This is a genomic window from Kitasatospora sp. NPDC042419, from assembly GCF_056437345.1.
The window spans coordinates 50944-76634 of record NZ_JBWKAW010000025.1 but is presented as its reverse complement, the minus strand read 5'-3'; the positions used below and the strand labels follow the sequence as shown (position 1 = coordinate 76634).

At 75.4% G+C, this 25691-nt stretch carries 18 protein-coding genes; 4 read left to right on the top strand and 14 right to left on the bottom strand.

The features are described 5' to 3' along the window. Window positions 1-79: 79 nt before the first annotated feature. The 4 genes from AC067J_RS33445 to AC067J_RS33430 form a co-directional block, all read right to left on the bottom strand. A complete protein-coding gene (locus AC067J_RS33445) occupies window positions 80-874 on the bottom strand; it encodes a response regulator (RefSeq protein ID WP_478305647.1) in 795 nt (264 codons plus the stop codon). Then, a complete protein-coding gene (locus AC067J_RS33440; protein ID WP_478305646.1) occupies window positions 871-2031 on the bottom strand; it encodes a histidine kinase in 1161 nt (386 codons plus the stop codon). Before AC067J_RS33440 ends, AC067J_RS33445 begins: the two co-directional genes overlap by 4 nt. 127 nt (window positions 2032-2158) lie before the next feature. Next, complete coding sequence (locus AC067J_RS33435) at window positions 2159-2644, bottom strand: DUF1453 domain-containing protein (protein ID WP_478305645.1); 486 nt, start codon at window positions 2642-2644, stop codon at window positions 2159-2161. Between the two features lie 153 nt (window positions 2645-2797). Then, window positions 2798-4909, bottom strand: a complete 2112-nt coding sequence (locus AC067J_RS33430) for a DNA gyrase/topoisomerase IV subunit B (RefSeq protein ID WP_478305643.1) — start codon at window positions 4907-4909, stop codon at window positions 2798-2800. A gap of 540 nt (window positions 4910-5449) precedes the next feature. Here AC067J_RS33430 and AC067J_RS33425 point away from each other — a divergent pair. Next, window positions 5450-5680 carry a DUF7455 domain-containing protein gene (locus AC067J_RS33425; protein ID WP_350629193.1) on the top strand — a complete coding sequence of 77 codons (231 nt, stop codon included), beginning with the start codon at window positions 5450-5452 and terminating at the stop codon, window positions 5678-5680. A 158-nt stretch (window positions 5681-5838) separates the two neighbouring features. On the opposite strand, the gene AC067J_RS33420 is transcribed toward AC067J_RS33425, so the two are convergent. The 7 genes from AC067J_RS33420 to AC067J_RS33390 form a co-directional block, all read right to left on the bottom strand. Continuing rightward, complete coding sequence (locus AC067J_RS33420) at window positions 5839-6669, bottom strand: S1 family peptidase (RefSeq protein ID WP_478305758.1); 831 nt, start codon at window positions 6667-6669, stop codon at window positions 5839-5841. A 337-nt stretch (window positions 6670-7006) separates the two neighbouring features. Then, window positions 7007-8644 (bottom strand): RNA polymerase sigma factor, encoded by a 1638-nt coding sequence (locus tag AC067J_RS33415; RefSeq protein ID WP_478305641.1) that lies wholly within the window; start codon window positions 8642-8644, stop codon window positions 7007-7009. A gap of 524 nt (window positions 8645-9168) precedes the next feature. Next, the gene (locus tag AC067J_RS33410) at window positions 9169-10047 is read right to left on the bottom strand and encodes a FadR/GntR family transcriptional regulator (RefSeq protein ID WP_478305639.1); all 879 of its coding nucleotides are present in this window, start codon (window positions 10045-10047) and stop codon (window positions 9169-9171) included. A 196-nt stretch (window positions 10048-10243) separates the two neighbouring features. Next, the gene (locus AC067J_RS33405) at window positions 10244-11149 is read right to left on the bottom strand and encodes a hypothetical protein (protein WP_478305637.1); all 906 of its coding nucleotides are present in this window, start codon (window positions 11147-11149) and stop codon (window positions 10244-10246) included. A gap of 3 nt (window positions 11150-11152) precedes the next feature. After that, window positions 11153-13021 (bottom strand): ATP-binding cassette domain-containing protein, encoded by a 1869-nt coding sequence (locus tag AC067J_RS33400; RefSeq protein WP_478305635.1) that lies wholly within the window; start codon window positions 13019-13021, stop codon window positions 11153-11155. A 341-nt stretch (window positions 13022-13362) separates the two neighbouring features. After that, the gene (locus AC067J_RS33395) at window positions 13363-14121 is read right to left on the bottom strand and encodes an NUDIX hydrolase (RefSeq protein WP_478305633.1); all 759 of its coding nucleotides are present in this window, start codon (window positions 14119-14121) and stop codon (window positions 13363-13365) included. A gap of 112 nt (window positions 14122-14233) precedes the next feature. Continuing rightward, the gene (locus AC067J_RS33390) at window positions 14234-16354 is read right to left on the bottom strand and encodes a glycogen debranching N-terminal domain-containing protein (protein ID WP_478305756.1); all 2121 of its coding nucleotides are present in this window, start codon (window positions 16352-16354) and stop codon (window positions 14234-14236) included. Between the two features lie 758 nt (window positions 16355-17112). Between AC067J_RS33390 and AC067J_RS33385 the strand changes: the two genes are divergently transcribed. After that, window positions 17113-18429: an alpha/beta fold hydrolase gene (locus AC067J_RS33385; protein ID WP_478305631.1), complete on the top strand. Its 1317-nt coding sequence runs from the start codon at window positions 17113-17115 to the stop codon at window positions 18427-18429. Between the two features lie 116 nt (window positions 18430-18545). Here the strand turns inward: AC067J_RS33385 and AC067J_RS33380 are convergent, their stop codons facing one another. Then, a complete protein-coding gene (locus AC067J_RS33380; protein ID WP_478305629.1) occupies window positions 18546-20315 on the bottom strand; it encodes a DUF4192 domain-containing protein in 1770 nt (589 codons plus the stop codon). Between the two features lie 230 nt (window positions 20316-20545). Between AC067J_RS33380 and AC067J_RS33375 the strand changes: the two genes are divergently transcribed. Together AC067J_RS33375 and AC067J_RS33370 are read left to right on the top strand one after the other, a co-directional pair. Continuing rightward, window positions 20546-22744, top strand: coding sequence for a DEAD/DEAH box helicase (locus AC067J_RS33375; RefSeq protein ID WP_478305627.1), 2199 nt, complete (start codon window positions 20546-20548; stop codon window positions 22742-22744). Window positions 22745-23112: 368 nt separating this feature from the next. Next, entirely contained in the window at window positions 23113-23832 is a 720-nt protein-coding gene (locus tag AC067J_RS33370) for a hypothetical protein (RefSeq protein ID WP_478305625.1), read from the top strand. A 313-nt stretch (window positions 23833-24145) separates the two neighbouring features. Here AC067J_RS33370 and AC067J_RS33365 read toward each other — a convergent pair whose 3' ends face one another. Both AC067J_RS33365 and AC067J_RS33360 read right to left on the bottom strand, forming a co-directional pair. After that, window positions 24146-24544, bottom strand: a complete 399-nt coding sequence (locus AC067J_RS33365; protein WP_478305623.1) for a hypothetical protein — start codon at window positions 24542-24544, stop codon at window positions 24146-24148. Window positions 24545-24957: 413 nt separating this feature from the next. Continuing rightward, entirely contained in the window at window positions 24958-25668 is a 711-nt protein-coding gene (locus AC067J_RS33360; RefSeq protein WP_478305621.1) for a ribonuclease HII, read from the bottom strand. Window positions 25669-25691: the final 23 nt, after the last annotated feature.

The following is a 25691-nucleotide window of genomic DNA, read 5'->3' as shown; positions in this document are numbered from 1 at the left end:
CCCGTACCCGCCAAACCTCCAACGCAGATACGTTCACTCGATAAGGTGAGCGATCATCCGACAGACGCTCATCGGACTACTAGGGCGTCCCGGTGATCCCGTTTCGGAAGGCGTACGCGACCGCTTGCGCCCGGTCCCGCACGCCGGTCTTGGCGAACAGGTTGTTGATGTGCGTCTTCACGGTGGCCGGGCTGACGTACAGCCGGCGGGCGATCTCGGTGTTGGAGAGCCCCTCGGCGATCAGCCCGAGCACCTCGGCCTCCCGCGCGGTCAGCCCGTCCGGCAGCTCCGCCGCCCCCGCGGGGACCGCCGGTGCCGGCGGGTCGGCGGGAGCCGACCGCACCGGGTGCGCCGGGCGCGCCGGGGATCCCCACGCCTCCGGACGCGCCGGTGCGCCCTCGCCCGCCAACCGCTCCAGCAGCCGCAGCTGCACCTGCGGGGAGAGCCCGGCCGCCCCCGACCGGACGTCCGCGATCGCCCGGGCGATCTCCTCCGCGCCGGCGTCCTTGGTCAGGTAGCCGCGCGCCCCGGCCCTCAGCGCCGGGAAGAGCGAGTCGTCGTCGGCGTACGTGGTGAGCACCACCACCTCGGTCCCCGGGTGGGCGGCCCGGATCCGCCGGGTCGCCTCGACCCCGTCGCAGCGCGGCATCCGCAGGTCCATCAGCACCACGTCCGGGTGGTGCCGCCCGACCATCGCGACGGCCTCCTCGCCGTCCGCCGCCGCGCCGACCACCTCGATGCCGGGCAGCAGCCCGAGCAGCATCACGATGCCCTCGCGCACCACCGTCTGGTCGTCCGCCACCAGCACCCGCGTCGCCGGCCCGGACCCCGGCTCCGCGCCCGTACCCCCGCCGGGCCCCGTACCCGTGTTCATGCCGGCACCCGCAGCAGCACGCGCCATCCTCCCTCGTGACGGCCCGCCAGCAGGGTGCCGCCGAGCAGTTCCGCGCGTTCGCGCATCCCGAGCAGACCGTACCCGCCCCCGCTCCCCGCCAGCTCCGCGGACCCTTCGCCGCGCGCCGGACGCCCGTTGCACACCTCCAGCTCGACCTCGTCCGGCAGGTAGCGCAGTTCGACGCTGCAGCGTGCGCCGGGGGCGTGCTTGCGCACGTTGGTGAGCGTCTCCTGGGCCGTGCGCCGTACCGCGAGCCCCGCCTCGGCGGGCAGCGGACGCGGCGTCCCGGTGACGGTCAGCGCGGCGCGCTCGCGTCCGGTCAGCTCCACCAGGAACTCGCCGACCGGGGTCAGCTCGCCGCGCAGCGCGGAGAGCGCCTGCCTGGTCTCGGCCAGGCCGTCCTGCGCCATCCGCCGGGCGGCCACCACCCGCTCCCGGATCCGCTCCCGGTCGGTGCCGGCGTCCAGCATCAGCCGGGCCGCCTCCAGGTGGACCAGCTGGGCGGAGAGGCTGTGGGCCAGCACGTCGTGGATCTCCCGGGCGATCCTGGCCCGTTCGGCGAGCGCCGCGCTCTCCGCCTCGGCGGCCCGCGCCGCCCGTTCCTGGGCCAGCAGCCGCCGGGCGGTGCCGCGCGCCTCGGCGTCCAGCCGGAGCAGGTAGCCGAGCACGCCGAGCCCGCCGACCGTGACCGTGATGCTCAGCCAGCTCTCCCAGCTCGCCGCCGTGTAGGAGGCGAGCGCGGTCGTCGCGACCACCGCCGCCGGAAGGGCCGGGAGCCGGACGGCGGCGGTGACGGCGAGCCCGGCCCAGACGAAGTCGGCCAGCAGGTACGCCTGGAGCCCGTTGGCCAGCCAGGCGGAGCCGATCAGGGCGGCGGCCAGGACGAGCGAGCGCGTCAGCCGCTGTTCCCGGGCGGCCCGCAGGTAGGCCGCGCAGAGTCCGACGGACGCGAGCAGCCCGGCCGCGGCCGCCACGACCGCCCAGCCGGTGTACGCGCCGCGGGAGAACGTCCCCCAGGTCACGGTGGCCAGCAGGACGGTCCGGCCGAGCGCCGTGAGGGTCCGCCGGGCCGGGGTCTCGGCCTCCCGCTCCAGCCCCTCGCGGGTCGGCCAGCGGGTCCAGCTCCACTCGGGCACGGTTCTTCTCCGGAGGGTAGACGGGGTCGTGGTCGGACGTACGGGCAGGCGGCCGGACGACCGACGTACGGGCAGCCGGCCGGCCGGCCGAACGGCGGACGGACGACCGGGGGCGGCCCGGACGCGGTCAGCCGGCCACGGCGGCGCGCGGGGCGCCCGCCAGCTCCCGCGCCCTCCAGTTCACCACGACCGACCTGACCAGCAGCAGGACCGCGAGCCCGAGCAGCAGCGAGCTGCGGGACTGGTGCACGCCGAGCGCCGCGCCGGTCCCGAACAGCCCGAGCCGGATGACGATCATGCCCGCCCAGGCCGCCACCGTGGCCCGGGTGCCCCGGGCCCAGAGACCGCCGTCCTCCGCGCGCCAGAGCCGGACGGTCCAGCCCCAGACGCAGCCCATCGCGAGCACCGTCAGCAGCCCGCCGGCCAGGAGCGCGCCGGAGACCACCGGGTGCGCGTGGTCGAGCAGCGCGGGGTCGCGCAGCGCGAGGCCTCCGAGGACCAGCGGGAGCAGCCAGAAGCGGTGCTCGGTGTCCAGGCGCCGGGCGCGCATCTGGCGCCGGACCACCAGGACCGTCACCGCGATGATCACAACGATGTCGACGAGGGCGGGCATCGGATTCTCCGTAACGGCAGGGGCGGACTGACCCCTCCGACGCTACGGATCCGGCCGCGCCGGCTGATCGGAGCCGGGGTGGACCCCGGGTGGACCCGGCAGCACGAGGGCCCTCCACCCACGGGTGGAGGGCCCTGCGGTGCGCGCTGCTGCTCAGGCGTCGATGCGCGAGCGGTCCAGGGTGGCCGCCGAGTCCACGATGAACTCCTTGCGCGGCGCCACGTCGTTGCCCATCAGCAGGTCGAAGATCTTCTCGGCCTGCTCCAGGTCGCCCAGGTTGATCCGGCGCAGCGTGCGGTGGCGCGGGTCCATGGTGGTCTCGGCCAACTGGTCGGCGTCCATCTCGCCGAGGCCCTTGTAGCGCTGGACCGGGTCCTTCCAGCGCAGGCCCTTGCGCTGGAACTCCAGCAGGGTGGAGCGCAGCTCGGCGTCGGAGTAGGTGTAGTGGTACTTCTCCTGCCCGCGCTTGGGGTTGGTGAGCTCGATCCGGTGCAGCGGCGGCACGGCCGCGAAGACCCGCCCCTGCTCGACCATCGGGCGCATGTACCGCTGGAAGAGCGTCAGCAGCAGGCAGCGGATGTGCGAGCCGTCGACGTCGGCGTCGGCCATGAAGATGACCCGGCCGTAGCGCGCCTGGTCGATGTCGAAGGTGCGGCCCGAGCCGGCCCCTATCACCTGGATGATCGCGGCGCACTCGGTGTTCTTGAGCATGTCGCTCACGGACGCCTTCTGCACGTTGAGGATCTTGCCGCGGATCGGCAGCAGCGCCTGGAACTCGGAGTTGCGGGCCAGCTTGGCGGTGCCGAGCGCGGAGTCCCCCTCGACGATGAAGAGTTCGCTGCGGTCGACGTCGTCGCTGCGGCAGTCGGCCAGCTTGGCCGGCAGCGAGCTGGTCTCCAGCGCGGTCTTCCGGCGCTGCGCCTCCTTGTGCTGGCGGGCGGCGACGCGCGTCCGGGCGGCGGCGACCACCTTGTCCAGCACGGCCCGGGCCTGGGCCTTCTCGTCCCGCTTGCCCGAGGTGAGGAAGGCCTTGAGCTCCTTGGCGACGACGGCCGCGACGATCCGGTTGGCCGCCGAGGTGCCGAGCACCTCCTTGGTCTGGCCCTCGAACTGCGGCTCGGCGAGCCGGACGGTGACCACCGCGGTGAGGCCCTCGGTCGCGTCGTCCTTGGTGATGTCGTCCTCGGCGACGCGCAGCAGCTTGCTGGCGCGCAGCACCTCGTTGACGGTCTTGGCCAGCGAGCGTTCGAACCCGGTGACGTGAGTGCCGCCCTTGGGGGTGGCGATGATGTTGACGAAGGAGCGCAGGGTGGTGTCGTAGCCGGTGCCCCAGCGCAGCGCGATACCCACCTCAAGGTGGCGGGTGACCTCGGTGGGCGTCATGTGCCCGAGGTCGTCGAGGACGGGCACGGTCTCCTTGAAGGTGCCCTCGCCGTTCAGCCGCAGCACGTCGCTGATCGGCTTGTCGGGCGCCAGGAACTCGCAGAACTCGGCGATGCCGCCGTCGTAGTGGAAGGTCGACTCCTCGACCTTGTCGCTCTCGGTCAGCCGCTCGTCACGGACCACGATGGTCAGCCCGGGGACGAGGAAGGCGGTCTGCCGGGCCCGGCTGTGCAGGCTCTCCAGCGCGAGCCTGGCGTCCTTGAGGAAGATCTGCCGGTCGGCCCAGTAGCGGATCCGGGTGCCGGTGCGGGTCTTGGGCACCTTGCGGACCCTGGTCAGGCCGTTGGCCGGCTCGAACGGGGCGTCCGGGCTGGTCTCGGTGAAGATGCCGGGGGTGCCGCGGCGGAAGCTGATCGCGTGGGTGTGGCCGCTGCGGTCGACCTCGACGTCCAGGCGGGCGGAGAGCGCGTTCACGACGGAGGCGCCGACACCGTGCAGACCACCGGAGGCCGCGTAGGAGCCGCCGCCGAACTTGCCGCCGGCGTGCAGCTTGGTCATCACGACCTCGACGCCGGACAGCCCGGTCTTGGGCTCGACGTCCACCGGGATGCCGCGCCCGTTGTCGCGGACCTCGACCGAGGAGTCCTCGTGCAGCACGACCTCGATCCGGTCGCAGTAGCCGCCGAGCGCCTCGTCGACGGAGTTGTCGATGATCTCCCAGAGGCAGTGCATCAGGCCGCGGCTGTCGGTGGAGCCGATGTACATGCCCGGGCGCTTGCGGACCGCCTCCAGGCCCTCCAGGACGAGCAGGTGCCGAGCGGTGTAGTTGGAACCGTCGTCGCCGGCCAGCAGAGCGGACGGCACGGTCGTTTCGGCACTCACGCGGCACTCTCCTCGGTGATGTATCTGTCTCATCGGTCACATCCGGACGGGTCCGGACCGTCCGCCAGTGCAGCACACCGCACCGACAGCCGTTTCCCCTGCGTGTGCACGCCCCTCCGCTGGGTGCACAGCACGGCGAGCCGGTCCCGCGCAGCTTGTACGCGCTGCGCGAACAAGGGCCGTGCCGGATTCGGGGCGCCGGGGCTCCATCTCCTCCCGGTACCAGCGGTCCTGGCGGATCGTGGGACCGGGCGCAGGCTCCGGAACTGCCGTTATGCAGGCTACCGGGGCCCGGGACGGGGCTTATGCTCCAACCCAGCAGAGGATTATGCTACGCGGACTCCGACACCCGGTTCCGATCGGGCGTTCGAGCGAGAGACGGATCCTGGGATTCGGTACGCATGAACCACCGGCCCCCGGGGCACGTCCTCATCAACACAGCAGAATCCTCAGAGAAGAAAAGCCACGAGCGGGAACGTTTTCGGCCTGGTTGGATGTTGACCCTGGTACGACAGCTCGTCGAGCTAGAGAAGAGGCGACGTGACTACTGTTCTGACACCTGCGAGCCCGCTCACCGCGGCTGACCGCTGCGACCGCTGCGGCGCCCAGGCTTACCTGCGCGTCGTGCTCGCAAGCGGTGGAGAGCTGCTCTTCTGCGCCCACCACGGCCGGAAGTTCGAGCCCGAGCTCAAGAAGATCGCCGTGGAGATACAGGACGAGAGCGGCCGCCTGAGCGGCACCGCCGCCACGGCCGACGACGACGAGCGCTGATCACGGGCGCCACGCAGCAGCCAAAACCAACGTCGAGCTGTGTCCGGCCGCGCACGGCGCGCGACCGGTGAGCCGGGCGGCCGACCCCTTCGGGGGCCGGCCGCCCGGCTCCGACGTTTTCCCGCCGGGGCCTTCTCCGCCCCTCCGTAGCCGGACGGTTACAGGACGGCGCGCACCGCGTCCGCGACCGCGCCGACCCGGGTGTAGACGCCGGGGTGGGCCGCCTCGGCGCAGCCGGTCCCCCAGGAGACCAGCCCGGCGAGCCTGCCGGCGACCACCAGCGGGCCTCCACTGTCCCCCTGGCACGCGTCCCTGCCGCCCTGCTCCTCGCCCGCGCACACCATGCCCCGGGCGTCGAAACGGCCGTCCGAGCCGCCCGGGTAGGCCTGCGCGCAGGTCTGGTCCGGCACGATCGGGACGTCGACACCGCGGAGCGTGGGCGAGTAGTCACCGTGGCCGGTGCTGTCCCCCCAGCCGTAGACCTGTGCCCTGGTGCCCGCGCGGTACGGCTCGGTCTCGCCCTGGCCGACCAGTTCGATCACCGGCCGGGCCCCCTGCGACTCGGTGAGGGTGAGCACCGCCACGTCGTCCATGTTGGTGGCGAAGGAGTAGTCGGGGTGCACCCACACCGTCTGCACCGACACCTCGCGGCCGAGCGAGCCGCGCAGGTCGTCCCGGCCGACCACGACCCTGAGGCCCGGCCGGTCCACCCGCCGCCCCGTGGACTCGTCGTAGAAGCAGTGCGCCGCCGTCACCACCTTGGTCGGGGTGACCAGCGCCCCACCGCAGAACTGCCCCGAGCGGCCGGTCCCGAACTGCTGGCGGCTGGCGAGCGCCACCACCCACGGCTGGTCGACGGTGCTCGCCGCCACCCCGCCGACGATCCGCCCCTTCGCCTGGGCCGCCGGCGTCGCCGGACCGAAGGCCAGCAGCGGCGCGGGCAGGGCGGCCAGCAGCGCCAGGACGGCGACCCTGCGGCGCCGGCGCACCGGGCGCGCCGCGCGGGCCGGGGTCGGGAGCTCCGCCGTCGCGCGGGCCGGGGTCGCGCGGGCCGGGGTCGAGTGGGCCGGGGTCGGGGCGGTGGTCGGCAGGTCGGCGCGGTCCGGGCGGTCCGGGTTGGGCGACACCGTGTCTCCAGGTGGCTCGGCAGCAGGCAACCGGCACAGCGTAGGTGACCGACTACGGTGTGCGACCCGCTGTGGCCGCACCACCACCCGGAAGAGCGACAACGGCCACCCGGACGGTGACGCCGACCGCCCCCCGAACAGCCGGAAGGCCCGGAGCGTTGGCTCCGGGCCTTCCGACGGGACCTTCGAGGTCCGACGATCAGTCCAGGTAGTCGCGCAGCACCTGCGAGCGCGACGGGTGGCGCAGCTTGGACATGGTCTTCGACTCGATCTGGCGGATGCGCTCACGGGTGACCCCGTACACCTTGCCGATCTCGTCGAGCGTCTTCGGCTGACCGTCCGTCAGGCCGAAGCGCATCGAGACCACGCCCGCCTCGCGCTCGGACAGGGTGTCCAGCACCGAGTGCAGCTGCTCCTGGAGCAGGGTGAAGGAGACCGCGTCGGCCGGGACGACCGCCTCGGAGTCCTCGATCAGGTCACCGAACTCGCTGTCGCCGTCCTCGCCCAGGGGGGTGTGCAGCGAAATGGGCTCGCGACCGTACTTCTGGACCTCGATGACCTTCTCCGGGGTCATGTCGAGTTCCTTGGCCAGCTCCTCCGGGGTGGGCTCGCGGCCCAGGTCCTGGAGCATCTGGCGCTGGACGCGGGCCAGCTTGTTGATGACCTCGACCATGTGCACCGGGATGCGGATGGTGCGGGCCTGGTCGGCCATCGCGCGGGTGATCGCCTGGCGGATCCACCAGGTCGCGTAGGTGGAGAACTTGTAGCCCTTGGTGTAGTCGAACTTCTCGACCGCACGGATCAGGCCCAGGTTGCCTTCCTGGATCAGGTCCAGGAAGAGCATGCCGCGACCGGTGTAGCGCTTGGCCAGCGAGACGACCAGACGGAGGTTGGCCTCCAGCAGGTGGTTCTTGGCCCGGCGGCCGTCCTCGGCGATGATCTCCAGCTCGCGCTTGAGCTTGGGAGCCAGCTTGTCGGCGGCCGAGAGCTTGTCCTCGGCGAACAGGCCGGCCTCGATGCGCTTGGCGAGCTCGACCTCCTGCTCGGCGTTGAGCAGCGGGACCTTGCCGATCTGCTTCAGGTAGTCCTTGACGGGGTCGGCGGTGGCACCGGCCACGGCGACCTGCTGGGCCGGCGCGTCGTCCTCGTCGTCGTCGGAGAGGACGAAGCCCTCCGACTCCTCCTCCGGGGCGTCGCCCTCGGCACCGGCCTTGTCGCCCGGCAGGGCCACGTCCTCGAGCAGCTCCTCCTCGCCGAGCAGCTCCTCCTCGCCCTTGGCCGTCTTGGCGGTGGTGGTCTTCTTGGCGGCGGTCTTCTTGGCGGGCGCGGCGGCCTTCTTGGCGACCGCCTTCTTGGCGACGGCCTTCTTGGCGACCGTCTTCACCTCGGTGACGACGGTGGTCGTCTCCTCGACGGTGATCTCGGCGGACACCGTGCCGACCGGCGCGGCAGCGGCCGCGACCGCCGGGGCGGAGATGGTCGCACCGGGCGCGATGCGCACGGGCGGCTTGGTCGGGGCAGACGGGGTCCGGGTGGTGACCGCCTTGGTGGCAGTGCGCTTGGCGGGGCTCTTGGCAGCAACGCTCTTGCGCTTGGCGCCGGCCGGTTCGGCCGCGCTGACCATGAGGTCCACCCCCTCCTCAATCAGAACCTGGTTGAGGCTGCGCATGACGTTCTTCCACTTGGTGACCGGGATCTGGTCCGCCTCGAACGCCTGGCGCACGTCGTCACCGGCGATCTGCCCCTGGGCCTTGCCCCGCTCGATGAGCGCCAGCAGAGCCGCGGACTCGGCGATCTCGGGGGGAAGCGAACGGGATGTGCTGGCCGACACGAACAACCTCTCGGACGATGAGTGGACTCGAACCCGTACCGGCCGCCCGAGCGGGCGGGGAAGGAGATCGCGCGTCGGGCACGCGGTGTCGATTCCGACCGACTCGGGCTTGAGGACTGGGTTTGCAGGACGGCAGCAGCGCCGCGGACCAACACAGCATTCTGACATGTTGGGTTATTCCGGAGCTGCTCCCGCTCAGGAGACATCGCTGCTACTCGTCAAGTGTTACGCATGGCCTTCGTGTCGCGGGTCACACCGTTCGGCGCCCGCGGCCCGGGGGCCGTCTTCCATCATCCCTCACTCGCGCCGAAGCTCATCACCATGGACACGACAGTTCGGCCACCGGAGCAACGGGGGGCTGTGCCGGGGCGGCGCCGGAGCAGAGCCGGGGCGACACCGGACGCGCCCCCTCCCCCGGCGGGCCGGGCCCTCGACCGGGCGCACAGAGGCCCTCCGGCTGCGCCGTGGCGGCAGCCGGAGGGCCGGTGGTCGCGGGGAGCGGGGGGAACACTCGGCCCCGAACGGACCGCTCAGTGCTCCCGGGGCGCCGGGACCGACGGCTCGATCTCGGGGTGGACGGTGAGCAGCGCCCGCATCGCGGCCTCGGCGGCGGTGCCGTCGCCGGTCCCGAGCGCGTCCACCAGCCGGGCGTGCAGGCTGACCGAGGCCTCCGCCGGCCGCTCGCAGGCGATGACCGGGCCGCCGGAGACCTGGAGCGCGCAGGCGACGATCCCGGAGAGGTGCTCCAGCATCCGGTTGCCCGCCAGCTGCAGGACCAGCCCGTGCAGCTCGGCGTCGGCCCGACTGAAGGTGGAGAGGTCGGCCTGGGCGGCGGCGTGGCCCATGATCTCGACCAGCTCGGCCAGGCGCTGCTGGACGTCCTCCCGGCCGTGGCCGGCCGCGAGCCGGGAGGCCAGCGGCTCGATCGCCCAGCGGAGCTCGAACAGCTCCCGGCGCTGCTCGTCCCGCTGCGGACCGAAGGCGCGCCACTCGATGATGTCCGGGTCGAGCAGGTTCCAGTCGCTCACCGGGCGGACCCGGGTGCCGACGTTCGGCCGGGCACTGACCAGGCCCTTGGCCTCCAGCACGCGCAGCGACTCGCGGACGACGGTGCGGGAGACCTCGAACCGCTGGCCGATCTCCTCGGGGACGAGCGGCCGGTCGGCGCCGAGGTCGCCGGAGACGATCATCTGGCCGAGCTGCTGGACCAGCTGGCCGTGCAGGCCGCGGCCGCGGCTGCTGGTGGTCTTGCGGCCGACCCGGGCGAGGTCCGACTCGGCGCCCTCCCAACGGGGCGCCGGCGGGGTCGGCCGGTCGGCGTAGGAGAAGCGGTCCAGGTCGGCGGGGCCGGGGATGGCCCCGTCGGCGGAACGGGCAGAGGTCATGGTGGGGTGCGCAAGGGTACTCACAGGTCCTTTGTCGGCGATCGGGGGGCGCAGCTTGAGAATTCTCGTGAAAAGCACACGAAAGGGTGATCGACCGTGACTGGATAATTGACTTCTTATCAGGAAGAAACGCTCATTGCGGTCACTGGTGGTCGATCTTGACGAACCGCCAGGGCCGGGCGGACGCCCCGGCGGAACGCCACCCGACCCCATCGGCGGCTCAGAGCGCCCGGCGCCGGGCCTGGACCACCAGGACGGCCAGCAGCAACACGAAGGCCGGCGCCGTCACCGCGGCCAGCAGTGCCGGATCGGTCAACGCCGATCCGCGCCCCGCAACCCGGCGGTCCCCGCCGTACACCCATCCGTACGCCCACTCGACCCCCGACTGGAACGGCAGCAGCTCCGCCGCCCGGGTCGGCCAGGCCGTCCCGGTCTGCCGCAGCAGCAGCGCCACACCCGACTCCAGCAGCGGCGGCAGCGCGCAGAGCAGCAGGACCCCGGCGGCGGCGCTGCGGGTGAGCGAGGCCGTCAGCACCCCGGTCCAGCCCGCCACGACCACCAGGAGGACGAAGGCCAGCAGCGCGGCCGGCGACCCCTGCCCGGCCGCCAGTGCCACCGGGGCCAGCACGGTCGGCAGCTCGCCGAGCCCGCCCAGCCCGGCCGAGGCCAGCGCCTCCGCCACCCGGCCGGAGAGCGCGGCCGGCTCGGCCCAGGCCGTCACCGTCACCGCCGCCGGCAGCGCGAGGTGCACGGCCACCGCGTCGACCAGCAGCGTGACCAGGCCCAGCAGCCCCGCCACCGCACCGGTCACCAGCAGCTTGGCCGCCAGCAGCCGCACCCGGCGCGGGTACGACACCCGCGAGGCCGCCAGCCCCGGGTGCCGCACCTCGTGCCCGTACGACAGGGCGCCCAGCACCCCCGCCCCCAGCGCCGCGAACGGCAGCGGGACCAGGGGCACCGTCGCCGTCAGCAGCCGCACCCCCGCCGCCCCGTCCAGTCCCCCGTCGGGCGCCTGCCGCGCCAGCAGGGCGGCCACCACCGCGTCGCAGAGCACCACCGCGCCGAGCAGCAGCCAGGTGGAACGCAGGCCGCGCAGCCGGCGCAGCTCGTAGGCCAGAACTCGCACGGTTCACTCGCTCCGAAGGTCGATGGTGGCGGGGGTGACGGGAAGGACGGCGGGCCCGCGGTCGGGCACCTCGGCCGCAGCCGGCCCGCCCGCGTGCCACACCGGAGCCGGAGCCGGGGCGGGGGCGCCGGCAGGGGCCGGAGCCACCGGGAGCGAGCGAGCCGGACCGGCGGCGGCACGATCACGCACCCCCGACGATCCGGACAGCCCAGACAGCCCGGACGGCCCGGACGGCGCGGTCACGGAGGGCACCCCGGCTTCCGGGGTCGGGGCCGACGGGCCGCGAGCCGTGTCGGCGGTGGCCCCGGCCTGCGGTGCGGGGGCCCAATGGGACCGGTCGGCGGGCTCGGCGGCCGGGTGGCCCGCGGCGTGGGTGAGACGGCCGAGGCGGATGGTGTCATCGGTCGGCAGGTCGTCGGCGGGCCCGGCACGGTCGTGCGATTCGGACACCGGCATGACGCCCGAGCGGGCCAGGCTGTCCAGGCCGTCCCGGAAGACCCGGTCCACGACCATCGTCGGGGAGGTGTCCACGTCCTCCTCGCCGAGGGCACCCGAAGCGCTGGGGGTGGCCGGGGCCGGGGCGGGGGCAGGGGTCGGCATCGGCGAGGAGCCGGGCCGCCGGGCCGCGCGCCTGGCGGCCCGGGCCGTGATCGCGGACAGCGCGGTGGCGGCCGAGACCGCGACCGGCGCCGGAGTCGAGGTCACGGCCGGGGCCACGGTCGGCCCGGGCGCGACGGGCAGGGCGACGGTGGGCGAGGGCCCCTGCTCCCGCTCGGCGACGGCCGGCTGCGACACCGGGGCCGGCTCGGCCGACACCTGCGGCAGCGCGACCGTCCGGTCCGCCCCCGCGGCCCCCGCCCCGGCAACCTCCTCGGCACTCCCGCCCGACCGGTCGGTCCGCTTCGCCTCCGGACGGGCCGGTCCCGGCCCGCTCCGGACCCGGAGGTGGCCGGAGCGGCCGGAGCCGTCCGGCAGGGCCGCCCGGGGCGCGGGCTGCTCGACCACCCGGTCGGCCAGCTCGTGCAACAGGATGCCGTTGCGGTAGGCGAGTTCACCGATCTCGGTGCGGCCGATCCCGGCCACCGCGAGGCCGGCCCCGCCGTCGCGGCGGACCTGTGCGCCCTGGCCGACCAGCAGATCGGCGAGCCGGGCCATCTGCGGCCCGCGAACGGCGACCTCCGGGCTGAGCCGGGTACGCCGGAACTCCGTCACCGGCTGGTCCGCCACCAGCCGGCCCTGGTCCAGGGTGATCACCCGGTCAGCGAGCCGCGCGGCGTCCTGCGGGGTGCGGGTGGTGACCAGGACCGTCCCGCCCGCGACGCCGAAGGAGCGCAGGAAGGACTGGAACCACTCCGCGTTGCGCGGGGAGAGCCCCTCGGTCGGTGCGTCCAGCAGCAGGATCCCGGGGTCGCCGAGGAGTGCGGCCGCGAGGGCCAGCCGGCGGTGCATCCCGGGCGAGAACGTCCGCAGGCGCTGGTCGGCGACGGCCGCCAGCCGGGTCTGTTCCAGCAGTTCGTCGGCCCGGCTCGCCGGGACCCCGACGGCGGCGGCCAGCATCCTGAGGTGGCCGCGCGCCTTCCGGCCGGGGTGCCCGGCGGTGTCGGCCGCCTCGTCGGCACCGCCCGCACCGGGCAGCACCACGCCGACCTCGCGCTCGGGCCGGCGCAGCCGCCGGTAGGTGCGCCCGTCGAAGAGCGTGACGCCCCGGCCGCGTTCGAGTTCGAGCATCAGCCGCAGGGCGGTCGACTTGCCCGCCCCCTCGGGACCGAGCAGCGCCGTCACCATCCCGGGGCGGGCGTCGAAGGTCAGATCCAGCACCGCCGGCGGACCACCCCTGCGGTAGACCTTGGTCAGTCCGGTGATCTGGATCATCGCTGGCTGCTCCCATGCCTCGGCCGACCCGGTCTGCGTCGTGGCGCGGAGTCGCTCCCGCACGGCTCCGCGCCAGCACATTAGGGGGCCGTACCGGAGATTCCGGGCATTGCGGGAGTGGCACGGGCCCGGCGCCCGCACACCTCACCCGATCAGGGGACGATCCGGTCCTGCGGGCGAGACCGGCATGACCCGGTGGAGTGAGGCCGGGCACGGCGGCACGGGGCAGGCACGGCGCAGCACCGGAGAGGGGCCGGACGACACCCGGCGAGCCCGGCCGGCGCCCGGTCGCAGCCGCCGACTCCGGTCCCGGCCCCGGCTCCGGTCCCGGCCCCGAGGGCTCAGGAGTCCGGGCGCAGCATCGGCGGGTTGAGCACGTTGGCCCCGCCGGAGGTGAACAGCTGGGCCGGGCGTCCGCCCTGACGTGTCGTGGTGCCGCCCGAGGGCAGCAGGAAGCCCGGGGTGCCGGTCACCTTGCGGTGGAAGTTGCGCGGGTCGAGTGCCACGCCCCAGACCGCCTCGTAGACCCGGCGCAGCTCGCCGACGGTGAACTCGGTCGCACAGAAGGCCGTCGCCAGCGAGGAGTACTCGATCTTGGAGCGGGCGCGCTCCACCCCGTCGGCCAGGATCAGCCCGTGGTCGAAGGCGAGCGGGACCCCGTCGACCGGGTTCGGGCCGAGCAGTTCGGTGACGGGGGCCCAGCGGGCGCTGCTGGCGTCGCCGCCGGCGCGCGGGGTCGGCAGGTCCGGTGCGAGGACCAGGTAGGCCACGCTGACCACCCGCATCCGGGGGTCGCGCTGGGGGTGGCCGTAGGTCGCGAGCTGTTCCAGGTGGGCGCCGGCGGTGCCGGGACCGACCGCGTCGTGCCCCGGGGCGGAGTAGGCGCGCAGGCCGGTCTCCTCGGCAAGCTCCCGGGAGGCCGCCTCGGCGAGGCCCTCGTCGGGCCGGACGAAGCCCCCGGGGAGGGCCCAGTAGCCCTGGTAGGGCGGCTCGCCCCGTCGGACCAGCAGGGCGCAGAGTGCGTGCTCGCGCACCGTCAGCACCACCAGGTCGACCGTGACAGCGAACGGGGGGAAGGCCGACGGGTCATAACGCGACATGGCGACGATCATAGTCGTCTCTCTGACGATAAGCACAGGCCCGCGTACGGACGGTCCACGGTGGGCGGGCCGACCGGCGGTCGGGCCCGCCCCCCACGCGGCGGAGGCGGCGTCAGCGGGCGACCAGCTGCAGCTCCGCGGACGCCTCCTCCACCATCGCGACGCCGATCCGGCTGACCCGCACCGAGAACGGCTCGCCCGCCACCCGCAGGCCGGTCAGCTCCAGCTCTCCGAGTGGCGCGGTGCTCGCCGGGCGGACCAGCACCCGCCCGCCCGGGACGTCGGGCCGGACGCCGGCCAGCGCGAACACCGCGTGCACGGCCCCGGCGGCCGAGACCGCGGCCGGGCGGCAGGCACCCGGGTGCGGCACCGGGGGGCAGCCCGGCGTCCGCTGCTCGCCCGCGTACATCTCGGGCAGCCGGCCCTCGAAGTGGGCGGCCGCTCCGAGGAGACCCTCCAGCAGCGCCCCGGCCTCGTTCTCGTGGCCGGCCTCGGCGAGCCCGGCGACGGCGAGGGCGGTCTCGTGGACGCGCACCGCGCCGCTGCGGTGGCCGAGCGGGTTGAACCGCGGCGACTTGGCGCTGAGCGTGCGCAGCCCCCAGCCGCTGTCGAGCTCCGGCGCGGTCAGCCGCTGGGCGAGCAGCCTGGTCTGTTCGCGGTCGAGCAGGCTCTCGTGCCGGCCGCCCTCGGCGGATAGCCCGGGGTCGAGGAGGTGGACCAGGCTGGAGGCGACGGCGGGCAGCGGCTGGCCGCCCGGCGCCAGGCCGGCGGCCGGGCGGCCGCCGGAGAGGTCGTCCACCCAGAACCGGTCGCGGAAGCGTGCGCGCAGCCCGGCCGCCCAGCTGCGCCACTCCTCGGCGCCGGGCCGGCCGAAGGCGGCCAGCAGGTCGGCGCCGTGCAGGGCGGCGCGGTGCGCCTGGGCCTGGACCTCGGCCCTGGCCGGCACCGGGTGGACGGACCGCTCCTCGACCGGGCGGCTCAGGTCGGTGACGAAGCCGTCGACCAGGCCGTCGCGCAGCGCCGACAGGGCGCGCTCGGCGGCCGGGAGCAGTTCGGCGACCTCCTGCCGGGGCAGGCCCCAGCGCCACGCCTCGGCCAGCACGGTGACGAACAGCAGCGTCGCCTCGGTGGCGGTGCAGGTCGGCGGCAGCTCGGGGCCGCCGTGCCGCAGGGCTCCGGGGAGCAGCCCCTCGGGGCGGCGTCCGCCCTGGCCGGGGGCGGACGCCGGCTGCTGGCGGCGTGCCAGGGCCCGGAGGGTGCCGGCGGCGAGCCGGGTGCCGAGCGGGAGGGCCAGCCGGGCCGCCCAGAGCGCGTCGGCCGGGGCGAGCCCGAACCGCCAGGGCGCGCCGGAGGCCGGGTAGAGGTCGGTCGGCCGGTCGGGGTCGGCGAACAGCAACCCGCCGAGGGTGTCCAGGGAACGCGCCACCACCAGGGCGGCCCGGGAGTCGTCGCAGCGCACCTCGGGTTCGGCCCAGGGCAGCGGGACTCCGGTGCCCCGGCCGCCGGGCGGCCGGGGGCCTGGCACGGTGCTCTCCAGCTCGGCCCGCAGCTCGACCGACCAGCGGGCCCCGGGCTGGACCTCCAGGTCCCAGCGCAGCACGCCGGCGCCGGCCAGCACGGCGTGCGGGGAGGGCTGGGCGCTGACCGTGGCGCTGTGGGCGGGCCCCGCCCAGCGCAGGCCCGAGGACTGCACCTGGCCGGGCAGGTCCGCCGGCCGGTGGCCGGCGGCGATCTCGCCGACCGGGCCGAGGTCGGTACCGAGCGCGATCTCCAGCGGGAGCCGGGCCGCGCGGCTGCCGGTGTTCCGCACCGTGACGGTCTCGATGCCGTCGGCGTGGCGCAGGCGCTCGACGGTGAGCGCCGGGTCGGGGTCGAGGTCTCCGGGGAGCCGGACGGCGCCGAGGAAGCGGGCCTGGGCCGCGGTGGTCAGGGTGCCCTGGAGCGGAATCGGCTCGATCCCGCCGAGCCTCAGCTCCATCCGGGCCACCACCCGGACGCCCGAACGGTAGAAGCCGTGCAGGCCGTGCCCGCGCAGCTGGCCGTCCGGCCCGGAGGCGGCCATCGCGGGCGCGTTGACGCAGAGCACCGCGTGGTGGGCGGCGGCCGGCTGCGGGCGCGGCGGCGTGGACCGGGCCGGGCCGCCGGGTGCGCCGGGCTGGGCCTGGTCCGGTCGTCCGACCGGTCTGGGCGCGCCGACCACACTCTCGGCCGGCATGGCCTGTGGTGGCCTCATCGCGGTCACCGGACTCTCCTCCCCTCGGCGGTCCGGTGGCCGGTCAGGGCCTGTGGGCCGCGAGCATGTTCGATCGCGTGCTGGTGGTGTCGGGCCGGCGGACCTCCCCGCCGACCGGTGTTCCGTGCCTGGCCGTACCCGGTGCCGGGCCGTGCCATGCGGTGCTCGATACCGAGGTACCGGCCCCGCTCCGTTCCCGGCCTCCCGCCGGCCCGGCCGGTCGCCGTGCCCGACCGACCCGCCGTCAGGGCCGACGCCCCGCTGCAGCGGTGCTGCCGCGCCGCTGCCCCGCGCCCCGTGCGGACCGCTGCCCGGGGGCGGCGGTCCGGTTCCGTGCCCCGCCACCCGCTACGGCGCCCGTGCCGGCCGTCCTGTCGACGGCGTTCCCGGGCCGGCGGCGAATCCGGAAGCGGTGCGTTCCCGGCACAGCGCCCCCGTGGTGAACGCCGGAGACCGGCCGCAGGTCACGCCCGCCGCAACGACCGCGGCGCCCGCCCGGGATGCCGGGCCTCCGCGCCGCGGCTGCCGGTGGCGCCGCCGGGGCTTCGTCGTCGCTCCGTCCGGTGCCGGTCCGCTGCCGCCTCTCGTCGGCCGTGCGGGCCGTCGGGGCCGGTCCGCCGGTGGGCGGTCCCGGGCGGCGGCCGCCGAACCGGTGTCCGGCCGCGGCCAGGATACGGTGCGGGGGTCGCGGCCCCGCCACCGGCAACCCCGGTCGGGGCCAGAGCGATCGCTGTGACCAGCAGAGACCGAGGAGTTGTATGTCCACCCCCAGCCGGCTGCCCGGGATTGTCATCACCGACCACGTCTTCGACCTGCCCCTCGACCACAGCGCCCCGCAGGGCGAGCAGATCGAGGTGTACGCCCGCGAGGTGGTCGCCCCGGGCCGTGCGAAGGACGACGACCTGCCCTGGCTGCTCTTCCTCCAGGGCGGACCGGGCGGCAAGGCCGGGCGCCCGCTCGGCCGGGACGGCTGGCTGGAGCGCGCCCTCGACGACTACCGGGTGCTCCTCCTCGACCAGCGCGGGACCGGGCGGTCCACGCCCGCGACCCGGCAGACGCTCGCCCGGCGGGGCGGTCCCAAGGAGCAGGCCGACTACCTGGCGCACTTCCGCGCCGACTCGATCGTGCGGGACGCCGAGCTGATCCGCCGCCGGCTGCTCGGCGAGGACCGCCGCTGGAGCGTGCTCGGCCAGAGCTTCGGCGGCTTCTGCACCCTCACCTACCTCTCGATCGCGCCCGAGGGACTGGACCAGGCCTTCGTCACGGGCGGCCTCGCCGGTCTGCGCAGCTCCGCCGACGACGTCTACCGGGCCGCCTACCCCAGGGTCGTCCGCAAGAACGAGGGCCACTACGAGCGCTTCCCCCAGGACGTCGCCGCGGTGCGGCGGATCGCCGCCCACCTCGCCGACTCCCCCGCCGCCCTGCCCGGCGGCGGGCTGCTCACCGTCCAGGCGTTCCAGTCGCTCGGCATGCTGCTCGGCACGGGCAGCGGCTCCGGCACCCTGCACTACCTGCTGGAGGAGGCCTGGGTGGAGGGCGCGGCCGGTCCCGACCTCTCCGACACCTTCCTGGCCGGTGTCGAGGCCCAGCTCTCCTTCACCCAGGGCCCGCTCTACGCCGTCCTGCACGAGTCGATCTACGGCCAGCGCTCGGTGGACCCGGCCGGCACCGCGTGGTCCGCGGAGCGGGTCCGCGCGGAGTTCCCGGAGTTCGACGCCCGGGCCGCCCTGGAGTCCGGCGCGCCGGTGCTGTTCAGCGGGGAGATGATCTACCCCTGGATGTTCGACACCGACCCGGCGCTGCGTCCGCTGAAGGAGACCGCGGACCTGCTCGCCGCCCGTACCGACTGGCCCGACCTCTACGACCCGGCGCGGCTCGCCGCCAACGAGGTGCCGGTCGTGGCGGCGGTCTACCACGACGACATGTACGTCGACACCGCCGACTCGCTGGAGACCGCCCGGGTCGTCCGGGGGCTGCGGACCTGGATCACCAACGAGTGGGAGCACGACGGCCTCCGGGTCAGCGGCGGCAAGGTGCTCGACCGCCTGATCGCGATGGCCCGCGGCGAGGCGTAGCCGCCCGCCGTACCGGGCCCGCCGGTGCCCCGGCCCCGTCCGGTCCGGCCGCCCGAACGGGGCGGCCGGACCGGGACGAGGACGTGCCGGGCGGGTTTCCGGGATCACCGGGCTGGTCACCGGGCGCCCTGGGCCCCGGACGGCGCACCCCGTACGCCCCGGCATCGGCCCCGCCGGGCGGGGGCCGGCGCGGCCGGCGCCGCCCAGGGCGAAGGACGGCCGGCCCGCGCCCGGCGGGTGGCACACGGCCGCTCCGCCGGACGGCCCCCCGGCAGCCTCCGTGCGCGCGGCACCGACTCCGCTCCGGGCCGGCTGCCGCCCGCTCCGGAGAGGCCCGTCGGACCCGCCGGATCCGACGAACCGGGCTGACCTGGCTGACCGGACTGACCGGACTGACCGGGGACCTCACGCGGCCCGGGCCCTGCTCCGGCCGGGCGCCCGGGACCGGCGGCGGCTCCGGTCACCGGGCCGGTCGCTCCGCCGGGCGGGGGTGACCCGTCCGGCCCGGCCCGGCGGGCGCGCCTGCGCCGACGGCGGGCCTTCGCCGTGGCGGCACCACCGGACCGGTCCGGGTCTCCGGTCCGGCCGGGCCGCGGCGGATCGCTCGCCCCGGCGTCGCCGGGCCCGGCATCGGCCCGCTCGCCGTCGACCGGCGCGGAGCCGCTGGGCCCGGAACCGGCGGGCCCGGCGTCGGGACGTCCGGGGTCGCCCGGTCCGGTGTCGGTCCGCCCGCCGTCGGCCTGCGCCGGAACGGGCTCCGGATCCGCTTCCGCCGCCCGACTCCGCTCCCGCTCGGTGCGACGGCGGCGCTCCGCCTCCACGCTCGCCAGCAGCGACTCGGGCGCGTAGCCGCCGTTGAGCGACTCGTACAGGAGCTGGGCCAGCAGGTAGGACGGGGCGAGACGGAGCGTGTGGGCGAGCACCACCCGGGCCGTGGCGGCGTCCCCCGCGGCCCAGGAGACCCAGGCCAGCAGGGTGAGCGGCGGCGCGGCGTAGCCCGTGTAGGGCGGCACGCAGCGGGTGGCGAGGAAGCGCCAGAGCCGCTGCGCGGGCGCGAGCTCGGCCGGCCTGGCGTACTCGGCGGCGCGGTCCCGGATCACCCGGTCCTGGAGGGCGAGCAGCAACCGGGCCGTCCGGTCCTCGTCGAGCCCGGTGGCACCCGCCGCGAAGTCGGCGACGGCCCGGTCGAGCAGCCGGGCGCTCTCCTCCCGGCCGAGCACCGGCCGCCGCCCCGCCGCCGGGCCGCCCTCGGCCCGGGCGATCGCCCGCCGCTGGGGGCCAGCCCCGGGCGGGCCGACCGGCGCCAGCCCGGCGACGATCTCCTTGCGGCTCCCGCGCGGTGCGAGGCCCGCGACGGTGGCGGCCACCGCGACCGGGCCCGGCCCCGGGCCCCTGCCGATCGGGGTGCCCGCCGGGTCGCAACGGCACCCGTCACGCCGGCAGAGGAAGGACCACCAGCGGCCGGCCGAGACGCAGAGCGACTCCTTCACCCGCACCCCCCGGCTCTCGAAGGCCAGCCGCAACCGGTCGGCGAGCGGGCGCAGCCGCTCGTCCACCGGCGGGCCGTGCTCCCGTCCGGGGTCCTGACAGAGGTAGAGGAGGACCTGGGCCGGCCGCTCGCCCTGCCGCTCGGAGAGCCTGACCAGGAGGGCGGCCGTCTCCTCCGCGGCGGCCGGCCACTCCTCGGCCGACTCGGGGATGTCCAACCGGATCACCCCGCCCTGGCGGAGGTCCGGAGGCTGCAGGCCCACCGCGACGATGCTGTCGTCGGGGAAGAAGCCGAGGAGGTAGGGCAGCAGCTCGGCCATGTCGGCCGGGCCCCGCATGGTGATCGGGCGGCCGCCGGGGCCGTCGCCGAAGGGGAGCGCGATGCGTTCGTCGTTCATGGCCGGAAGACTGCCGCAATTCGCCAGGGCCCCCGGATTTTTCTTTTTTCCCTGTGGATAAACCCCGCCTGTGCATAACTCCTCCCTCGTTCGGCCCATCGGGCACCACTCTCCCGGGGGACATTCGGCGTCCGTTCAGCAGAACAGCCGATGAAATACGACCCCGATCCCGCCGGACATCACCGGCCGCCGTTCGCCCGTTGTCGGCACCTCGGGGTTACATGGACGCCATGCAGCAGCCGAAGACCCACAGCACCGCCACCGCCGCCGACCGCGCCGAGGTCCGGACCCGGGCCGAGGCCGTCCTGCGCGAGCTGGCCGGCCCCGGCGCCACGCTCCGCGACGACCAGTGGACGGCCATCGAGGCCCTGGTCGTCGACCACCGCCGGGCCCTCGTGGTCCAGCGCACCGGCTGGGGGAAGTCCGCCGTCTACTTCATCGCCACCTCCCTGCTGCGGGCCCGCGGCGCCGGACCGACGGTCATCGTCTCGCCGCTGCTCGCCCTGATGCGCAACCAGGTGGAGTCGGCCGCCCGGGCCGGCATCCACGCCCGCACCATCAACTCCGCCAACACCGACGAGTGGGACGCGATCCAGGCCGAGGTCGCGGCCGGGGCCGTGGACGTCCTGCTGGTCAGCCCCGAGCGGCTGAACAACCCGGACTTCCGCGACCAGGTGCTCCCCAAGCTCGCCGCCTCCACCGGCCTGCTGGTGGTCGACGAGGCCCACTGCATCTCCGACTGGGGCCACGACTTCCGCCCCGACTACCGCCGGCTGCGCACCATGCTCGCCGACCTCTCGCCGGGCGTTCCGGTGCTGGCCACCACCGCGACGGCCAACGCCCGGGTCACCGCCGACGTCGCCGAGCAGCTCGGCACGGGCGCCGGCGACGCGCACGCGCTCGTGCTGCGCGGGCCGCTCGACCGCGAGAGCCTCACCCTCGGCGTCCTCGCCCTGCCCGACCCGGCGCACCGGCTGGCCTGGCTGGCCGACCACCTCGACCGGCTGCCCGGCTCCGGCATCGTCTACACCCTGACGGTCGCCGCCGCGGACGAGGTGACGGCCTTCCTGCGCGAGCGGGGCTTCGCGGTGGCCTCGTACTCCGGCCGCACCGAGGACGCCGAGCGCCGCACCGCCGAGGCCGACCTGCTGGCCAACCGGGTCAAGGCGCTGGTCGCCACCTCCGCGCTGGGCATGGGGTTCGACAAGCCGGACCTCGGCTTCGTGGTCCACCTCGGCTCGCCCAGCTCCCCGATCGCCTACTACCAGCAGGTCGGCCGGGCCGGGCGCGGTGTCGACCGGGCCGAGGTGCTGCTGCTGCCCGGCCGGGAGGACGAGGCGATCTGGCGGTACTTCGCCTCGCTGGCCTTCCCGCCCGAGGAGCAGGTGCGCCGGACCATCGACGCGCTCGCCGAGGCCGGCCGCCCGCTCTCCACCGCCGCGCTGGAGCCCCGGGTGGACCTGCGCCGCGCCCGGCTGGAGACCATGCTCAAGGTCCTCGACGTCGACGGCGCCGTCCGGCGGGTGAAGGGCGGCTGGACGGCCACCGGGCAGAGCTGGGAGTACGACACCGCCCGCTACGCCAAGGTGGCCGCCTCCCGCGAGGCCGAGCAGCGGGCGATGCGCGAGTACGCGGCGGCCACCGACTGCCGGATGGAGTTCCTGCGCCGGCAGCTGGACGACGACCGGGCCGCACCCTGCGGCCGGTGCGACAACTGCGCCGGACCGCTGCACGGCCCGGAGGTGTCGGCCGAGGCCCTGGAGGCCGCCCGGGCTGCGCTCGGCCGCCCCGGGGTCGGCTTCGAGCCCCGCCGGCTCTGGCCCACCGGGATGGACGCGCTGGGCGTGCCGCTCAAGGGCCGCATCCCGGCCGGCGAGCAGGCCGAGACCGGCCGTGCGCTCGGCCGGCTCTCCGACATCGGCTGGGGCAACCGCCTGCGGACGCTGCTCGCCGACCAGGCTCCCGACGGGCCGGTCCCCGGCGAGGCGGTGGACGCCCTGGTGACCGTGCTGGCGGACTGGGCACGCGGCCCGGGCGGCTGGGCCGGCCCGGCGGCGGCGGACGGCGGGCGGCTCGACCGCCCGGTCGGCGTGGTGACCATGGCCTCGTCCCGCCGGCCCCGGCTGGTCGGCAGCCTGGGCGCCCGGATCGCCGAGATCGGGCGGCTGCCCCTGCTCGGGCAGATCGCGTACGCGACCGGGCAGCCGCCGCACGGGTCGCGCAGCAACAGCGCCCAGCGGCTGAACGCGCTGGCCGGCGCGCTCGTCCTGCCCCCGGAGCTGGAGGAGGCGGTGGCGGCCGCGGGCGGGCCGGTCCTGCTGGTGGACGACCTGGTCGACTCCGGGTGGACGGTCACCGTGGCCGCCCGACTGCTGCGCCGGGCCGGGGCGAGTGCGGTGCTGCCGCTGGTGCTGGCGGTGCAGGGCTGACCGTCCCCGGCGGCAATCCGACCCCTATCACCCGAATGGAGTATTGGCGGAGGTCACCGGAACGGCGGGACACCCGGCGGGCACCGCCGGGGCCGCCGACAACGAAAAGCGGAGGTGGAGTCGGCCCGGGACACTTCGCGGCGCCCTCCGGCCGTCCCGGATCACGGTCCGACGACAGTCGGGTAGCGCTCGCACGAACGTGGAATATATCCGGCAGAACGTTGGCTTTCGGGCGGCGTTCATCATTTCATCGTTGCCGCTCCACCCCGTCTACCCTGAGAATTGGACCGTACCCGGAACCCGGTCCTTTCGACCAGGTCTTCGGCGTACGCAGGTACCCGCGCGCCCGTGGGTCGGGAAGGAGGATCGTGATCAACGGTATCGACCGAGGTCAGTATCCCCTCGCCCGGAGCTCGGCGCCCAGACGGGTGCTCGACCTGGAGACCTGGACGGCCTCGGGGATCCCGTTGCTCCGCGATCCGCGGGAGTTCGTGCTGGAACTGCACCAGCGCCACCTGCCCCAGCCCGGCACCGTCGTGGTCGCCGTCCTGGACGCACTGCACCGGCTGGTCGGCTCGGCCTCGTTCGCACCGCGGCCGCACCAGGAGGACGGCTGGCTCCACCGCAACGCGATCCTCGCGCACCTGCGCCAGGTCGTCCCGCACGACCTCCGCCTCCCGGCCCCGACCCGGACGGCCGTGCTGCTGCGCTGCCGGGAGGGCGCGGCCGGCTGGACGGAGCAGGACGGCGCCTGGATGTGGGCGCTCCAGGACGCGGCCACCCTGCACGGGCTGCGGTGCGGCGCGTACGTCGCGCTGACGCCGACGGGCTGGCAGATCCTCGGCGACGGACGGAGCGGACGCAATCCGCACGCGGGTTCGTGGGCGGAAGGACCCGTCCACACCGTGACGGAGCTGCCGCCGCGCTCGGCCCTGGACGGCCCGCGCGGCCAGCGGCCACTGCGGCAGGCGGCACCCGAGCGACCCCAGCGCGGGGAGCGGCCGCAGCGGCCCCGCCAGTCCGAGCACCCGTGGACACCCACCCGGGTCACGGCCATCGAGCAGGCGCGCCGCACCGGCACCCGCTGACCCGACCGGCGCCCTCTCGCCCGCGGCGGGACCCGCACCGACCCGGGCACCCAGGCCCCCGGATACCCGGAGCGCCCGGCTGACGGCTGACGGCTGACGGCTGACGGCTGACGACGGTGGGCTGCCAACCGACGACTGCCGGTGCCCGACCCGGGGCCTGACGACCGGCGACCCGGCGACCGGCCCGGAGCGCCGGGCACCGACCAGGCACGACCGGGCACGACCGGGCACGACCGGCCAGGCGGAAACACCGAGGCCCGGCACCAGCGGTACCGGGCCTCGACGGTCCAGAGGGTCTCAAGGGCAAGTGGGCTCAGGCGGGCAGCCGGCCGCCGGTCGGTGCTCCGGCACCCGCGAGGGCCGCCGGAGCGGGAGCGTCGCCACCGCAGACCACCAGCAGCGTCTCCGCGTGCTGGAGCGCCTTGGTGTGCGCGGCGGCGGCGTGGCCGGCCGAACCGCCGTTGACGACCAGCACGACCACCGGGCGGCGGGCCGGGCGGGTCAGGCCGGCGTCGGCGTAGAACACGTCACCGCCCTCGGTGAGCTGCGCCCAGTAGCGCTCCTCGCCGAAGGTGAGTTCGTGCTGCTGCCACGGGTGCGCCGCTCCGACCGTCAGCACCAGGATGTCGCCGGGGTCGCGGCCGGAGTCCAGCAGTCGGTCGACGGCCTCGTCGGCCCGGTCGAGGGCCTCCGCCGCCCCGGTGGCCGGCACGTGCCGGACCTCGACCGGTGCGGGCCGCGACGGCGGGCGCGGAGGGGTGGGCTTGGGGATCTGGTTCGGGCGCGGCGGCGGCCCCGGACGGTCCGCACGCGCGGGCGCCGGACGCGGCGGCACCGGACGCGGCGCCGCAGGGCGCGGGCCCGGCACCTTGGCCGGCGCGGGGGTGACGGCCGACGGTACGGCGGTGGTCGCGCCGCCGGTGGCAGGCGCGCGGAGGGCTTGTGCGTCCGACTCGCGGGGGCTGGGAACGCCGGGGCCCGGGAGGCTCTCGCTGATTTCCGGCTCCTCGGGGAAGACAGGCATACCCGGATATCTATCAAATGCCGGTCGGACGCGCACGGGCGCCCCACCCATTGGGCACCGCGAACCTCCGGACCCGCCCGCCGGCCCCTCCCGACGGACCGTCAGAAGCCGAGCGACAGCTGTTCGCCGACCGGCTCCGCCGAGCCCGCTCCGCCCGCTCCGGAAAGCGCCCGTTCCCGCTTCAGGTGGCGCCACTTGGGCAGTCCGTCCAGATATGCCCAGGAGAGGCGGTGGTGCTCGGTCGGCCCGAGCTCCTCCAGCGCGGCCCGGTGGACCGGGGACGGGTAGCCGGCGTTGTCGGCGAAGCCGTAGTCGGGGTGCGCCTCGCCCAGTTCGGCCATCAGGCCGTCGCGGTGGACCTTGGCGAGCACCGAGGCGGCCGACACGCAGATGCACGACTGGTCGCCCTTGATCACCGTGCGCACCCGCCACGGGCCGCCGAGGTAGTCGTGCTTGCCGTCCAGGATCACCGCGTCGGGCTCCACCGGCAGCGCCTCCAGCGCCCGGACGGCGGCGAGCCGCAGCGCGGCCGTCATCCCCAACTCGTCACACTCCAGCGCGGAGGCGTGACCGAGCGCGTACGCGGTGACCCAGTCGGCGAGCACGGGGGCGAGTGCCTCGCGGCGGAGTTCGGTGAGCAGCTTGGAGTCGGTCAGACCCTCCGGCGGCCTGCGCAGCCCGGTGACGGCCGCACCGACGGTCACCGGCCCGGCCCAGGCACCGCGCCCGACCTCGTCGAGGCCGACCACGACCTTGGCGCCGGCCCGCCGGAGCGAGCGCTCGACGGAGTGCGTCGGCGGGACGATGGGCATGGTGGAGTCCGTTCAGCTGGGCG

What these genes read in the sequence shown, in the direction of transcription:
- AC067J_RS33385 (WP_478305631.1), top strand. Translation starts at nt 17,113, where the DNA reads ATGTCCACCCCCAGCCGGCTGCCCGGGATTGTCATCACCGACCACGTC.
- AC067J_RS33380 (WP_478305629.1), bottom strand. Translation starts at nt 20,315, where the DNA reads ATGAACGACGAACGCATCGCGCTCCCCTTCGGCGACGGCCCCGGCGGC.
- AC067J_RS33395 (WP_478305633.1), bottom strand. Translation starts at nt 14,121, where the DNA reads ATGTCGCGTTATGACCCGTCGGCCTTCCCCCCGTTCGCTGTCACGGTC.
- AC067J_RS33400 (WP_478305635.1), bottom strand. Translation starts at nt 13,021, where the DNA reads ATGATCCAGATCACCGGACTGACCAAGGTCTACCGCAGGGGTGGTCCG.
- AC067J_RS33375 (WP_478305627.1), top strand. Translation starts at nt 20,546, where the DNA reads ATGCAGCAGCCGAAGACCCACAGCACCGCCACCGCCGCCGACCGCGCC.
- AC067J_RS33360 (WP_478305621.1), bottom strand. Translation starts at nt 25,668, where the DNA reads ATGCCCATCGTCCCGCCGACGCACTCCGTCGAGCGCTCGCTCCGGCGG.
- AC067J_RS33435 (WP_478305645.1), bottom strand. Translation starts at nt 2,644, where the DNA reads ATGCCCGCCCTCGTCGACATCGTTGTGATCATCGCGGTGACGGTCCTG.
- AC067J_RS33445 (WP_478305647.1), bottom strand. Translation starts at nt 874, where the DNA reads ATGAACACGGGTACGGGGCCCGGCGGGGGTACGGGCGCGGAGCCGGGG.
- AC067J_RS33390 (WP_478305756.1), bottom strand. Translation starts at nt 16,354, where the DNA reads ATGAGGCCACCACAGGCCATGCCGGCCGAGAGTGTGGTCGGCGCGCCC.